The organism is Gilliamella sp. LMG 34359 (genome assembly GCF_984569085.1).
The window spans coordinates 1,634,950-1,650,449 of sequence record NZ_OZ474906.1 but is presented as its reverse complement, the minus strand read 5'-3'; the positions used below and the strand labels follow the sequence as shown (position 1 = coordinate 1,650,449).

Annotated in this window: 14 protein-coding genes; 3 read left to right on the top strand and 11 right to left on the bottom strand. The window is 34.7% G+C overall.

Features of this window, described 5'->3' with window-relative positions; all coding sequences use genetic code 11:
* Positions 1-10: 10 nt before the first annotated feature.
* From pmrA to AC5LXV_RS07605, 10 genes are all read right to left on the bottom strand, one after another.
* On the bottom strand, positions 11-667 hold the full coding sequence (gene pmrA, locus AC5LXV_RS07650) for a two-component system response regulator PmrA (RefSeq protein ID WP_493467868.1): 657 nt from the start codon (positions 665-667) through the stop codon (positions 11-13).
* Between the two features lie 130 nt (positions 668-797).
* A complete protein-coding gene (locus AC5LXV_RS07645) occupies positions 798-1,322 on the bottom strand; it encodes a phosphatase PAP2 family protein (RefSeq protein WP_493467867.1) in 525 nt (174 codons plus the stop codon).
* A gap of 134 nt (positions 1,323-1,456) precedes the next feature.
* Positions 1,457-2,143: an amino acid ABC transporter permease gene (locus AC5LXV_RS07640; RefSeq protein ID WP_493467866.1), complete on the bottom strand. Its 687-nt coding sequence runs from the start codon at positions 2,141-2,143 to the stop codon at positions 1,457-1,459.
* A 6-nt stretch (positions 2,144-2,149) separates the two neighbouring features.
* Positions 2,150-2,869 carry an amino acid ABC transporter permease gene (locus tag AC5LXV_RS07635; protein WP_110434004.1) on the bottom strand — a complete coding sequence of 240 codons (720 nt, stop codon included), beginning with the start codon at positions 2,867-2,869 and terminating at the stop codon, positions 2,150-2,152.
* A 3-nt stretch (positions 2,870-2,872) separates the two neighbouring features.
* Positions 2,873-3,700: an ABC transporter substrate-binding protein gene (locus tag AC5LXV_RS07630; protein ID WP_493467865.1), complete on the bottom strand. Its 828-nt coding sequence runs from the start codon at positions 3,698-3,700 to the stop codon at positions 2,873-2,875.
* A 276-nt stretch (positions 3,701-3,976) separates the two neighbouring features.
* Complete coding sequence (locus AC5LXV_RS07625) at positions 3,977-4,441, bottom strand: NanQ anomerase/TabA/YiaL family protein (protein ID WP_493467864.1); 465 nt, start codon at positions 4,439-4,441, stop codon at positions 3,977-3,979.
* A gap of 75 nt (positions 4,442-4,516) precedes the next feature.
* Positions 4,517-5,701, bottom strand: a complete 1,185-nt coding sequence (locus AC5LXV_RS07620; protein ID WP_493467863.1) for a sialidase family protein — start codon at positions 5,699-5,701, stop codon at positions 4,517-4,519.
* Positions 5,702-5,716: 15 nt separating this feature from the next.
* Positions 5,717-7,117, bottom strand: coding sequence for a sodium:solute symporter family protein (locus tag AC5LXV_RS07615; protein ID WP_493467862.1), 1,401 nt, complete (start codon positions 7,115-7,117; stop codon positions 5,717-5,719).
* 42 nt (positions 7,118-7,159) lie between these two features.
* Positions 7,160-8,038 (bottom strand): dihydrodipicolinate synthase family protein, encoded by an 879-nt coding sequence (locus tag AC5LXV_RS07610; protein ID WP_493467861.1) that lies wholly within the window; start codon positions 8,036-8,038, stop codon positions 7,160-7,162.
* A 26-nt stretch (positions 8,039-8,064) separates the two neighbouring features.
* Positions 8,065-9,201, bottom strand: a complete 1,137-nt coding sequence (locus AC5LXV_RS07605) for an iron-containing alcohol dehydrogenase (RefSeq protein WP_493467860.1) — start codon at positions 9,199-9,201, stop codon at positions 8,065-8,067.
* Between the two features lie 227 nt (positions 9,202-9,428).
* Between AC5LXV_RS07605 and dtnK the strand changes: the two genes are divergently transcribed.
* From dtnK to AC5LXV_RS07590, 3 genes are read left to right on the top strand one after another with little or no spacing between them, the layout of a single operon-like run.
* Positions 9,429-10,691 (top strand): D-threonate kinase, encoded by a 1,263-nt coding sequence (gene dtnK / locus AC5LXV_RS07600; RefSeq protein WP_493467859.1) that lies wholly within the window; start codon positions 9,429-9,431, stop codon positions 10,689-10,691.
* Between the two features lie 11 nt (positions 10,692-10,702).
* Positions 10,703-11,686 (top strand): 4-hydroxythreonine-4-phosphate dehydrogenase PdxA, encoded by a 984-nt coding sequence (gene pdxA / locus AC5LXV_RS07595; protein ID WP_493467858.1) that lies wholly within the window; start codon positions 10,703-10,705, stop codon positions 11,684-11,686.
* Between the two features lie 22 nt (positions 11,687-11,708).
* Entirely contained in the window at positions 11,709-12,470 is a 762-nt protein-coding gene (locus AC5LXV_RS07590) for a DeoR/GlpR family DNA-binding transcription regulator (protein ID WP_493467857.1), read from the top strand.
* Between the two features lie 726 nt (positions 12,471-13,196).
* Here AC5LXV_RS07590 and pbpC read toward each other — a convergent pair.
* Complete coding sequence (gene pbpC, locus AC5LXV_RS07585) at positions 13,197-15,494, bottom strand: penicillin-binding protein 1C (protein WP_493467856.1); 2,298 nt, start codon at positions 15,492-15,494, stop codon at positions 13,197-13,199.
* Between the last annotated feature and the right edge of the window lie 6 nt (positions 15,495-15,500).

The window sequence follows — 15,500 nt, the reverse complement described above, 5'->3', positions numbered from 1 at the left end:
TAAAAAAGAACTAACTATTGAGTTGATAACCATATCCACGTACGGTTTTAATTAAATCTTTACCAATTTTATTTCGCAGCGCATGAATATAAACTTCAAGCACATTTGAATTGGGATCACTTTGCCAATCATATAGGTCATTTTGTAATAAGCTTCGGTGCACTTTTTCACCGGCTTTTAACATTAGTCGAGATAATAAAATAAACTCTTTAGGCGTTAAAACCACCTCTTGATTATTTAAAGTGACTTTTTGCAGTTTTATATCCATTGAAATAGGACCATAATTAACCACATTATCAGCTGTACCTTGATTTCGACGAATCAACGCCCTTATTCTGGCTAACAATTCGGTTAAAGCAAACGGTTTAATTAAATAATCATCAGCCCCAAGGTCTAAACCTTCCACTCTATCTTCAATTGTGTCGCGAGCAGTTAAGATAAGAACAGGAATATCGATATTTTTTTTACGCCATCGGCTGAGTAACGTTAAACCATCACAATCTGGCAGTCCTAAATCCAGCACAATTAAACTAAACTGGGCAAACCCAACAAGCTCTTCAGCCTGCTTACCATTCGATGCAACTTCACAAACATAGCCATTAGAGGTTATCGCATCATATAGACCTTTTTGTAATAAACTATCATCTTCTACGATAAGAATTTTCATTATAATGTTACCTAATGTAGAATTGAAAAATGTTAAAATTAACATTAAGAACTATTATACGCTTTACAATTTATTCCCCGAGTTTATTAAAGAAATTGAAATCATTTAAATATTTATGATGCAGCAATAACTATTTAAAACTATTTGAACGTATAATCCCTATTTTTTTGACTAAATAAACTGATATAAAACTTAACAACAGACCCACTAGCATATCCAGTGGCCAATGAACGCCTAGATAGATACGACTCCAACAAACTAACAATGCCACGACCGTACATAAATAAGCTAACGCCTTAAACTGCTTTTTATAATTTAGATAAATTGAAAAACAGATAGTCCAAACAAAAACCGCATGCTGACTAGGAAGAGAGCTAGTTTTGTCATGAGCTAAATAATTATTTCCAATATTTTGTACAAAAGGTCGTGGTGAATAAAATAGATGTCGAATGATAAAGGTTAAGAAACACGCTAACGCTAACCCTAAAATCATCTTTATAATTAACTGTCTATATATAGGTCTAAATAAAAAACATATTACCAATATACCGATAAGTGCTAAGATTAAATATTTAGCACAAAAAATAGCAAAAAGAATAAATAATTTAGAAGCTTTTTCCTGAGCATTAATTAATAAAAATAGATGAGTGTTCATATCAAGCAAAATACAACGACCTATATAACAATATTTAGTTATAATTTAACTAATAAAGCTTAAAAGAACCTTAACAACGATTTTGAGCTTTATATAGCTGATATTTATTCATGAAACCATATTAAGGTATTTGTCTACTTTCTTCGAGTCAATAAATGAAGCCTCGGTAACACCAATACACTAAAATCAAGTGCAGCACAAATAATAAAATAGACAATTATAACAAACAAAAATATTTCAGTTGGGTAAACCATACTTCGATTATTAATTTGAGTAGCAATAAAAGTAAACTCGGCAACACCAACTATATAGGCTAAAGAGGTATCTTTAATTAATGATACCCATTGATTAACAAATGATGGTAGCATCATTTTTAACGCTTGTGGCAAAATGATAAAAAAGATGACCTGTTTTTTATTTAAACCCAATGAAAAAGCTGCTTGCCATTGTTCTTTGGCAATAGCAACCATTCCCGCATGCACAGAGTGTCCAATATAGGCCCCGCCAATCAAAGATAAAGCAAAAATAACTGTGGCAATGGCCGGCACATCAACATTTAATAGCACGGGCAATAAAAAATAAGTCCAAAATATCAGCATAATGACAGGGATAGCTCTTAAAAAGCCCAATACCACAACTAAAAGTTGATGTAAAAAACCTCGCCAAACAGTCAAACCGATACCCGCGAAAATGCCTAAAATAGTCGAAAAGATAATGGCCGCAAAGCTCATCAACAATGTCAAAATAATGCCGCCAGGGAAGTTGCCCCACAATAGGTAATCTAAATTATTCCAAATAACTTCAAAACCTTTAAAATCCATAATGCATTAGACCTTGTTTAATCGCTTTGCTTGATAAATATTGCCAAAGGTACCCACCATAACAATAGCTAAAATATATAAAAATGTTGCTATCGCAAAATCCTGAAATGTTTTTAACGACTCGGTTTCAACTTGGCGTGAAACATAAGATAGCTCCAATACGCCAATTGCCATTGTTAGGGAGGAATTTTTGATAATATTCATATATTGACCAATTAGCGGAGGGAATGCGATACGAATGCTTTGCGGTAAAATAATCAATCGCATACTTTGCCAACGAGTAAGTCCTAAAGCTAATGATGCTTGTTCTTGTCCGTTACTTACGCCCAAAATTCCTGCACGAAATTCTTCAGCTATAAAAGCACTCGAGTAAAACGTTAAGCCAATTAATCCAATAATAAACTCAAAAGAAGGCATTTTTAGTGTAAAAAACAGCAGTTGGATTTGTGGTTCATCAAATAACCATATTTTAAATTCCACCGGTAATAAATTGCCGACACCGAAATACCAAAAGAAAAGTTGCGGTAATAATGGAGAATAACGAAATATGGCGTTATAACCAATGACAACACCTTTGATAATTTTGATATGACTTTGTTGAGCAATAACCAGCAAAAATCCCAATATTGTAGATAAAATGATGGTTAAAACTGAAATTGCAAGGGTAACTAAAAAACCATCCCACAACCACCACCAATAACGTGGCGCTAGTAATTGCTCAAACATGCTTTATTGACCTTTACCGATTTTGAAATCACCACGAGGTATAGCTGAATTAGTATCTGGTCCAAACCAACGGTTATAAATAGTTAAGGCTTCACCTTCATTTTCTAGTTTTAATAATATTTGGTTAACTTTTTCTTGCAAACGAGTTTCCCCTTTTGGAATACCAACAGCTTGATATTCTTGAGTGATACTAAATGGTGAAATTTCAAAAGCAGCTCGTTGTTCTTCAGGAAGATTAGCGAGCAAACCAATTAACTTCGCATCGTCTTGAGTAATAGCTTGTACCACACCATTGCGTAATGCGGCAAAAGCAAAAGGCGTATCATCATATGAGATCACTTTAGCGGTTGGGAACTTTTCACGTAACGTAATTTCCATTACTGTTCCTTTATCTGCTCCTATGCGAAGATTTTTAAGGTCATCAGCAGTTTTTAATAACCCTTTTTTAGCTACAAACTTCTGACCGGTAGCAAAATAAGGTAAGCTAAAATCGACTGTTTTAGCTCGCTCGTCAGTAACCGTAAAGTTTGCCACAATTAAATCCGCTTTTTGTGAAGTAAGTAGAGGAATGCGATTAGCTGGATTAGTAGGAACCAGTTCGACTTTTACCTTTAATGCTTTGGCAATTTCATTGGCATAATCAACATCAAGACCGGCAATTTTATTGGTTTTTTCATCAATAAAGCCAAAAGGAGGATTACTATCAAAAACAGCAATCTTAATCTCCCCCCGTTTTTCAATATCATCCAAACGATCTGCATAAGCAGAATTAACATTCAATAGTGTACCGATCAAAGCAACAGCTGTTAACGATTTAGTTAGAAATTTCATGACACATCCTCAATAAGGTAATTTGGTGTTTACATAAAAAGTCTACCAATAAACACTCTTAGTGCTAAATAACAAAAATTTACATCCATATAACTATTGGTTATATGTGGTTATCAGCCTGAAAATTAATTGAGTTAAGAGGATAGATAGCGAGATAATTTAACCGAGACTTTACAACATTGTTATAAAAATAGCCATATAAGTCTACTGTAAAGTCAAATAATGCGTTTACAATAAACTTAAATAGGAATTAACTTAATCTTTATGAAATTACAATTAGATAATTTCTACAGGAACTTTGAATACTGCTTTTCGAACTTTTTTAGGCGTATCAACCATACATAATGCTTGATGTGGTTCTCCTGGATAAAAAGTAGCAAAATCCCCCTCTTTTAGATGAATAGAATTAGTCAACAAAGGTTGTTCTAGAATAAAAAGATCTGTTTTTTTCTCAAAATATGAATCAGAACTACAATCATTTAATCCATAACGGATAATTTCTTCACCGTCTAAAATTAATTGAATATCTAAATATTTTTTGTGAAATTCAGTATGCCTATCTTGAATTGGTGAAGTAATTGAATCACCTATATTATAAAACCATTTCTCACCCTCTAATTGATAACGACCATCGGCTAAACTTTTTAAATAATTTAGGCTTGTTTCTGGCTGAGACAAAATATCATATAACGATTTTGGTAGTGTTGCTAATTTCAAAAAATTCATATTCCCTGCAATCATCATTACGCTCCATTACATTGTTTAAAATAATATCTAATCCAATATTGCCCATCAAAATTGATGGGCTAGATTAAATTATTTACCAGCTTTAACCCAATTTTCATCAACAACGACATATTTAATTGCCATGCGGAAATAGGTATAAGCGATATGGAGTTTGCCATCTAAACCTTGTTTGATACTAGGATAAGAAAACTCTCTATTCAATTTATCTTTAGAATTATTCGACATACAGTAACCATCGCCTTCATCTAAATTACGAATAAAAGACCATGTGTTACCATTATCGGTTGAAATAGCTAAAGACATCGGTGCTCTTGGTGCTCCCCAAAAAGCATTTTTTTGTCCTTGAATGATAGCAGCTTCTTTTTTATTGGCACTACTACTATCTTCAATTTCATCATATAACGATACTCGTCTCTCTTTTGCATCCTTCGCGCTTGAATTATTGAAAACTAACGCGATATGACCATTATTCAATACGGTTGCTTGAATAGACGAATTATTATTAGGTAATTTTGTAGGAGTTGGCTTTGTCCAGGTATATCCACCATCATTAGATCGACTTTCATAAATATGATCAGCCCAACGACTACGGAAAAGAGCATATAAGCTATTATCCTGTAACATCATAATATTCATATGAACACAACCAAGACTGTCTGGTATATCAACATTAGTCCAAGTGTTACCTTTGTCCTTTGATATCATTACACCACTAGTATCATAGCTACCAACCCATTTTTCACCAGGTTTAGCAATACAATAAAATACGGGTAATAACCAATCACCATTTGGCATAACTGTTATAGGTTGCCTTATAAAAATGCCTTTATCTGGGTCTTCAAGAAGCGTATTTATTGGCCCCCAAGTTTCACCGAAATCATTTGATTTACGATAACGTACGATTGCAGTATCTTGATTACCTGCAACTTGAGCTGTATATAAAAGCCATAACACATTGTCTGGATCCAAAAAGAATAATGGATTTTGTTCAGAACGAGTTGAATCATCAGATAGTTTTCTTGCTTTGCTCCACGTATCTGAGCCTTTCTTCAACCTTGAATAATAAGCCGAAATATCCGCAATTCCTTCTTGTGTACCACCAAACCACGTACAGAGCAGATCACCGTTTGGCAATGGTAATAAATTTGCAGCATGATTTTGTACACATTCAGTTGGTAAATAAGCATCAATGCGTAATGGATCAGAACTATTTGTGGTCAATTTTCCGCTACAGTCCAATGTAATTTTCGTCATTCATTTATCTCCCTATTAAGCATCAGTTTTTTGGTTAGATTTTACAAAAGGACTGATTAATATTTTATCTAATAACATGATGATTGCTGGCGAAAGTAATGCTACATACATATTATTAATACCTAACGGATCTCCACAATAAAACCACATTGAAGTGATAACCGCTGCACCAATTAAAGCCATATTAGCTGCTCTAGTACTATTTAAAAATGGTAGATAAAACGCGATCATTGCAACGATAGTAATTGATAAACGAATAGCCCGAGTAAAGAACGATAGTTTTAAAACCTCTGGAAACGCTAGTACTAACAGTAATGGGGCAAACCCAACAATAACTGAAATGATTTTGGTTGCTTTAAATTCTTTATCTTGTGTTGGTTTAAAGTATGGAACATAAAAATCTTTCACAATTAATGATGCAATTGCTAAAGCAACTGTACTTACACTAATAAATATAGAAGCAACTAATGATGTGGTAATAATACCAGCCATGAAAGGGTTCATATCTTGAATGAATACCGGCAATGCATATAAACTTTTGATTTCAGGATGCAAAAATTTTGCACATACACCAATTACCGCAATAGCGATCGCAATAGGAAGACAGAAAAAGAATGCATACCAACATGCGCGTTTAGCCGATTTAGCATCTTTAGTTGAAGAGATCGCTTGAATAACAAACTGAGTACAAAATATTGAACCAATTGTTCCAATCAACCAAGCAAAAATAGTGCTTGCGCCAATTGTTCCATCCCATGTCCAATAATGTGGTGGCATTTGTTCAATCATTGGTCCGAAACCGCCAGTAAGATATAGCGCCGTGCCCAGTATAAATAACACACCAAAATATTTAACACCACTATGTATTATGGTGACATAAGCAACACCCTTTAGGCCACCAAATGCAAAGTAGAAAGTACTAACTACTGCGGTAATAAAAGCTGCAACTGGTAATGAAATCTGTAAAACTGTTGAAATTGCAGCAGCACCACTAATATAGTTACCGACATTAACAAGAATTAAGGCATAGATCATAATGATCGATATTAAATTTTTAGTCGAATTGCCATATTTTTGGGCAATAGCAGCTGAAATGGTAATTTCACCAGTATTGTAGATTTTCTTTACTAACAATAATCCAAACAGAGGGAAACCAATAGCCGCGCCAATGACTGACCATGATGCGGCAATCCCATTATCAAATGCAGATTGTGCAGTACCAATTGTTGATTTTGCGCCAATGTACTCAGTCATTAATAATATTCCAACAACTATGGCTGGTACAGTTCTTGAGCCTTCCATGAAATCGCTATTATTTTTACTTCTTAAAAAATAAGTCATCCATGATGTAGCTAATATGTAAAGGACGACAATACTAACTATTATTATTGTGTCCATTGTTCCAAAGTAATGCATATATCACCTTTATTTCTCTTATAATTACATGTTAAATAGTTGTTATAATTGCTTAACAATAGCCTTGATGGTGGTTATGTGATCATCAGTAAACGTTATTGGATAACGACTTACCCCAACCTCTTCCCCCATCAGAGTTAATGCTTTTTTAACAGCCGCAGGTGAGAACACTGTTGCGTATAAATTTTTCCTTAAATCACCCACAGCGTCTTGTGCTGCTTTAGATTTTTCCAGATCACCCGCTTTAAAATTTTTCCAAATTGCATTGATATATCCCGGTGCAACATTAGCCAGCCCTGAAATTGATCCAACTGCTCCACCTACAAAGCCTTGATATATCAATGAGTCAGGTCCAGTTAATACATCAAATCCATCTAGGTTTTTTGCTACGTCAAGAAAGGCTTGCAAACTTTCAGCACTTCCTGCACTATCTTTTATTCCTGCGATATTAGGATGCTCAGCAAGTTTTGCTGCGGTATCAGGTAAAATAGTGTTACCTGTTCTGGCTGGAATGTTGTAAAGATATACAGGAACAGTGAGAGCATCGGCAATGGTAGAATAGTGGTAGATTAGCTCTTCCTGTTTTAATGGGATAAAATATGGCGCAATTACTGATACTGCATCGACACCTAATTTTGCTATTTCTTTGCCTAGTTTTATTGTTTCTCGTGTTGAGATTTCACCAATGTGAGCCATTACCGGCGAGCGTCCTGCAACCTCATCGACACAAACTTCTGTAACTTGTATCTTTTCTTGCTGAGTTAATACAAAAAATTCACCATTAGTACCATTGCAAAAAACACTATTGCCATTAGTTAATTGCCGTTGAACTTGTTTGCGCATTCGTTTAGGGCAAAAATCACCATTATCATCAAAAGTTGTGACAATGGCGGTTAAGATTCCCTCTACTTTTTTGCTCATAATTTTTACTCCAGAAGTAGGATTGTTTATAAAAGTGATTGATAAATAGTTAGAACATCATCTTTGGTCACTTGTTTAGGAACGTTATTCATGAGGCGTTTTACGTCTAAAGCAGAATCAACAAGATAAGGTAAATGTTCTGGTGAGATATTCAGTTCCTGTAACTTAGAAGGTAGCGCTAAACGTTTCACTAACTCTCTAAAATAATTGACTAGTGCGTGAGATTTTTCTTCGTCTGTTAAACTTAAATTGGCATCAGGCAATAAGTCATAAGCTTGAGCAAATTTGTCAACAACCGCATCACGAACAAATTCCATACATGGAACAAGTAAAATGGCATTCGCTACACCATGAGGTATGTGATATTTACCACCAAGTGGATATGACATTGCATGAACTAAATGTGTTCCAGCATGAGCAATTGCAGCGCCACCATAGTATGAAGCCCAAAGCATATTCAATTTTGCTTCAATATCTGTTTGGTCATTGACTGACTTTTCTAAGGAATGAAATAATTTATCCATACCAATCAAAGCGTAATTATCGCCTACAGGATTAGAGATATTGGCAGTAAAACATTCGATTAAGTGGCACAGGGCGTCAACTCCGGTTGATGCAGCGATATGCTTCGGCATAGAAATAGTTAATTCAGGAATCAAACAGACATAATCAGGCAGCATAACCGGTGAAATAATGCCTTGTTTGGTGGATTTTTCCGGAATAGCTAAAATCGCATTTGGCGTAGCTTCAGAACCGGTTCCCGCTGTAGTAGGAATAAGAATCGATGTACATCTTTTAGATGGTTTTTCACCCGCTAATAATTTTTCAAGGGTAAGTTGATTGTCCTTGGCACACAATACTGAAATTAATTTAGCAACATCAAGAACGCTACCACCGCCAACTCCAACAACTAAATCGACGTCAGTTATTTTCATTCGATTTAATAAATTGGTAACATCATGATGACTAGGCTCTGGCGGGATATCATCAATAAGTGTTAAATGCGCAACGGTATCTTCAAGGGTCTTTATTAGTTTGCTGACAATCGGCAAATTAATAATATTCTTATCGGTAAGAAAAACTACATGATTTCTTTGAGTAAATAAAAAATTAAGATCATTTAGTACACCTTGTCCACTTAAAACAGTACTGTTAATGTGCATAATTTGCTCCAATAATTTGCAATAAAATGAGTATTAAAAATCATATTGACGTAATTTAATCATTTAATGTTATTTTATGTTGGCAAAATGATCAATTTTTAGATTACAAAACTATGATCTAGATCACATTATGATTAAAATGATTTAATTTAATCACTTTGAATTGTTTTTTTCGGAAAATAATCTGTATAATCGCAAAAATAGTTTTTTTTGAGCAAAAATAATCAATGATAAAATTAATAATTGCTGATGACTTCACCGGTTCTAACGATGCTGGAGTGCAACTTGTTAACAAAGGATTTACTGTAGATGTAGTTTTTGATTGGAAGTCTAATCAATTATTAAATACAAATGATGGTGATGATAAAGTTGTTGTTATTAATACGGAAAGTAGAGCAATTTCGCGACACGAGGCGCAAGAAAGAATAAAACAGGTCATCTTAAATAATGTACATTTATCGCCTATTTATAAAAAAATAGATTCCACGATGAGGGGGAATATCGGTTGTGAAATAGAAACACTATTAGCCACTACTCAGGTTAAATTTGCCTTAGTTATACCCGCTTTTCCCAACATGAACCGCATAACTAAACATGGGAAATGTTATGTTGACGGTAAAGAGTTAATTCATACTGAATTTGCAACTGACCCTAAAACACCTATCTGTTCATCGAATATTAAAACGATTATAGAACAACAAACTGATTATCCATGTGAAGAGATCAATCTAAATGAAGTAAGAACGCATCAAGTAGAAGAACGTATTGAAGACTTTGTAACTCGAGGAACAAAAATCATCATCATCGATGCTGAAACAAATCATGATTTAAAAATCATAATTGAACAAATTCAGGCATTTGAAGATAACATTTTGTTAGTTGGCTCGGCTGGATTGGTTGATTTCCTTTCACCCGCAATGATAGATAACGCAGCAAAAACTGAACATACCAGTTCACAACCGATGTTAGTTATTGCTGGATCAATGAGCGAAATTACCCAACAACAGATAAATTATACCATTCAACATGATAATAAATGGAAGGTCATTGATCTAAAAATCCAAGATCTATTACCAGAACTATCAGCAAATACATTGGAAAAATGTAGGAATAAAATTCAAGAAATACTTGATGATAATCAACATTGTATTATTAGAACCAGTACAGATAAACAAGAACGAGAAGAAATCGATTCATATTGTCAACAATATCAATTATCAAGAACCGAACTAGGTGAAAAAATTTGTAATGAATTAGCAAGATTGGTTAAACATTTGAAGTTCGATAATTTATTTTTAACCGGTGGTGATGTGGCAATTTCAGTTGCTAAATCGTTAGGTGCAATAGGTTTTAGAATTGAAGGGCAAGTTTGCGATGGTGTCCCTTACGGTAAATTATTAAGCACCCAAAATTTAAATTATCGAGTATTTACCAAGGCTGGCGGGTTTGGAAAAAAGGATATTTTTTTAAAATCATTAAGATTTATTTAAGGAGATAAATTGTGTCAAAAATCGTAGCGATAACTATGGGGGATCCAGCTGGAATTGGACCAGAAATTATTGTCAAAGCATTACAATCAGATATTTTAAAAAACATAAAATCTGTAGTAATTGGTTCGGCAGATTTATTAAAAAAACAGTTAACAATGGGACTATTTAATAATGTTAGTTTCAATATAATTAACAACGTGAGTGATGCTGATTTTTCAGAAAATGTCATCAATATTATAGATGTAAAATTAGCCGATATTGATGCATTGCAACCTGGCAAAATTCAACCTCAAGCGGGCGATCTGGCCTATCGTTGTGTCAAAAAAGCTACCGAATTAGCACTTGCTGGGGAAGTAACTGCAATTGCAACAGCGCCTCTTAACAAAGAAGCATTACATTCGGCTGGACATATGTATCCTGGACACACTGAACTATTAGCCAAATTGACTAATAGCAAAGATGTTGCTATGGTACTTTATACCGATTCACTAAAAGTGATTCATGTTACTACTCACGTTTCACTACGAAACTTTTTAGATAAAATAAGTAGTGATAGAATTGAAAAAGTAATTAAAATAGCTGATGATTTTCTTAAAAAAGTTGGAATATCTGCCCCTAAAATTGCAGTAGCAGGCGTTAATCCACATGCCGGAGAACATGGATTATTTGGTGATGAGGAAATCAAATTCGTTACCCCAGCTATTGAAAAAATGCAGAGTTGTGGTATTGATGCTATTGGACCGTGTGCTCCTGATACCGTTTTTTTACAGGCTCATCAAGGTAAATTTGATATTGTTGTTGCGATGTACCATGACCAAGGTCATATACCGCTTAAACTATTAGGTTTTTATGATGGTGTAAATATTGCTGCTGGTCTGCCATTTATAAGAACATCTGCTGACCATGGAACTGCATTCGATATTGCATGGCAAGGTATTGCAAAAGCCGATAGTATGATAGAATCAATTCGATTAGCGGAACTGTTATCTAAGTAAAAATACAAAGGGGGAACTTTCAGTGGGAAAATATAATCGACTAGATCAAATCATGGACTATTTAAAGCTTCATAATTTAGTAACAGTCGAAGAGTTAGTCATCGCTACTGAAGCCTCTCCTGCAACAATTCGCCGAGATTTAATCAAATTAGATCAACATGGCGTTATTAGTCGAACCCATGGTGGCGTAACACTAAACCGCTTTATTCCTAATCAGCCAACGACTTCTGAAAAAATTCATAAAAATTTTAATGAAAAACAATTAATTGCTGATGTAGCAGCCAAGCTAATTAAACCCGGTGACTCAATCGCACTTGATGCAGGAACGACAACTTTAGAAATAGCCAAAAGAATTACTCAGATGCCTGTTAGGGTGATTACTTCTGACTTACATATTGCGCTATTTTTATCCGAATTCAAACAAATTGAAGTCACCATTATTGGTGGAAAAATTGATGACAGTAGCCAATCCTGTATTGGTGAACATGGTCGCTCCCTGTTATTGCAAATTAATCCTGATATTTCATTTATTAGTTGTAACTCTTGGAGTTTAAGTAAGGGAGTAACCGCACCAACTGAAGATAAAGCGTTAATCAAAGCTGGTTTTGCTGAGAAGGCTGATAAAGTCGTTCTGGTTGCTGATAGTAGTAAATATAACTCTTACTCTTTATTTACCTCTATTCCACTAAACCGTTTTACCGACATTATTACCGATAATCATTTGGACACAGAAACATTACAAGTTCTTAAAAGTCAGATATTTAAATTGCATATTGCCAGTTAATCTATGCCACAAATAAGCTAAAAAAATCTATTTATCGGTAATATCAAGGTTATTAACCAATTAACCAGCTGTTTCAGTATATTATGCTTCAACCTCAATATGGTTAGTTTTATCAAACTCCTCTGCTTGAGTCACTGAAACGTAAGTAGCACTTTTAACATTAATAACAATTGTTCCAACTTCATAAAGAGATCTAATTAATACAAAATAATTTAACGCATGATTGCTGTCGTTTACCAATGTAATTAACGATAATTTGAATTCTGATTTTCAAGTTGAATTTGTAAGTGAAATAACCTTTTTAAAATAATTTAAAGGCTAATACTAATTGCTGTCTCATCAGGTTCAGCATCTATAAAATTAAGTAATAATTTTGGAAACTTTTATTTGAGATTTGCTAACTAAACAACTAATAACCAAGAAAATTAATAGAAATTTAATAATCACCAAAAGTAATTTCGTGACGTGTTCCAAGCACTTTTTGTCTAGTTCAATTGTTATTCGGAAAACCAATTATAATTTTTACTCTACCATTTTATCTATATCCAAAGTATTTAACCAAGATTGTATAAAAGACCAATAGCTTACTCAATGATGATATACAATATAATTTTGGGGGTGGGTTAATTATAAATTATCTAATTTTCAATCAATAAATATTAGCAATAATATACAGACTTTCAGGAAATTAAACTGCATGCAATCAGGTTTCCGGCAATATCTTGATCAATCGGACATAAACGTTAATCGAAAAATTTGCCCGCTTTCATCCACTAATAGTAAACGATGAACGCCTTTTTTGGTGATAGTTAAAGCAATTTTTTCATTATTTTGGGAATTAGCGACTAAATCACCATCCAAAAACCACCATTTTTCGCCATAGCCACCTTCAGGAGTTAAACCTATAGTGACTTGTTTAGCTCCCGGTAATGCTCTAACTAGTTGTCTATCGCGCAAGCCAACAATATTAAGTGAAGCAAAAACATCTTGCCCCATTACCGGACAACTTTTATCAATTGGCGGTAAAATATTATGTCTTTTCTCTTTGGTTAATAACCAATTTTCTAACGAAACTGGCCACAGTGCGAGTTGTTTTTTTTGTGCGCCCGGGCAATCAGCAGCAACACGTTCGCCTCGTTCATTAACCCAAATAGTTATCGCACCAGAACGATAAATATTATTTTTTAATTCACTATAGGTGCTGAGTGTTGGTGGTACCATATTATTTAAAACCCATGCCGTTTTTTGTCGATGACAATTTATATCCGATTCGGCAAGTGGTTGCCCTAAAGGCCAACAAATTTTCATAGAGGATACTGATTCTGGTTTTTCATAATTAACAAATGGTCGATTTAGACGATTTTCCCGGTTTAATAACATTGAATTAATATGTTGTAAAAGTGGCATGGCAGACATTGAGCCATATTGTCCCACAACGGGAGTTCCATCCGGGCGCCCTACCCAAACACCAATTAAATATCTTGGATTTATACCCACCGCCCAAGCATCACGATACCCATAACTGGTTCCGGTTTTATATGCTAATAAATTACTATTAGCCAGCATTTGTTTGGTTATCCAAGCACTTCCATCGGAAATTAGTGGTTTATTAATTAATGGCTCTTTTGCGGTAAAACGTAATGGACTCACTTCACCATGCCTTGCAAATGCACTATACGCACTAACAAGATTATCCAACCTTAATGAAGCACCACCTAAGATGTAAGAGATATTAGGTTCATTTGCTATTGAGGATAAAGGTAAACCAACAGCAGCCAGTTTGCCGGTAAATCGTCTTGGTCCATATAACTCAATTAATTGCACCGCAGGTAAATTTAATGATTTGCTTAATGCATCAGATGCGCTAACCGGACCATTAAAACCTTCATCAAAATTTGTTGGGCGATAGTCGGTTGTAATACGTGGGACATCTTGTAATAACGATTCAGAATGAATCATACCTTCATCAATAGCAAAAGCATAAATAAAAGGTTTTAATGTCGAGCCGGGGGAGCGTAGTGCACTAATCATATCGATTTGGCCAAAGCGTTCGTTATCATTAAAATCAGCCGAACCGACATAACCTTTAACGGTCATATCCGTGTGATCCACCACCAAAATAGCCAATGAGGTTTTAGGTGGTAACTGTTTTGCCCGATTAATGGCTAAATCTTCTAAATTATATTGAATGCCAACATCGATCGTCGAGTGAATAATATCCTCATCAGGGTATTTACGTTTTAAACGGTAAGCCAGTAACGGAGCTAATTGTGGTGCTTTTCTTGGATAGACCCAAACTTCATCACGGCGAACTGTTTCTATTAAGTCTTTTGACCACACTTCATATTCAGCCAATCTATCTAGTACTTTGTCTCGGGCTTGCTTAGCTCTTTCAGGAAATCGATCGGGTCTTAATCGGCTCGGTGCTTGAGGCAACACGGCTAATAATACAGCCTCACTTCTGGTCAACTCTTTGGGTTGTTTACCAAAATAGGACCAACTTGCCGCCCCAATACCTTCGATGGTACCGCCATAAGGCGCATGATTGATATATAAAGTTAGGATCTCTTTTTTACTATAATGTAGTTCAAGTTGAAAGGTTCGGAAAATCTGTTTTAACTTGCCGGTCAGGGTTCGATCGTGTGGATATAAAAGTCTCGCCACTTGCATGGAGATAGTACTACCACCAGAGACGATTCTATCATTGGTTATATTTTGCCAAGCTGCACGAAATAGAGAAAGCGGATTAATACCGAGATGATCATAAAAATAGCGATCTTCATAATTCAATAAAACTTCGAGATAATAGTCAGGAACTTCATCGAGACTGACTGAATATCGCCAAACTCCATTTTCATCAGCAAATCGCCATAATGGCGTTTCATCTTCGGCGACAACCGTTTGAGTCGTTTTATTTTGTGAAATAGATAATGGAAAAAAATAGTCTGCAATAAAAAAGCTGCCCACCATTAAAACTAATAATATCAATAAAAATTTGAGTAGTTTATAAAAGCATTTTTTCATTATCGT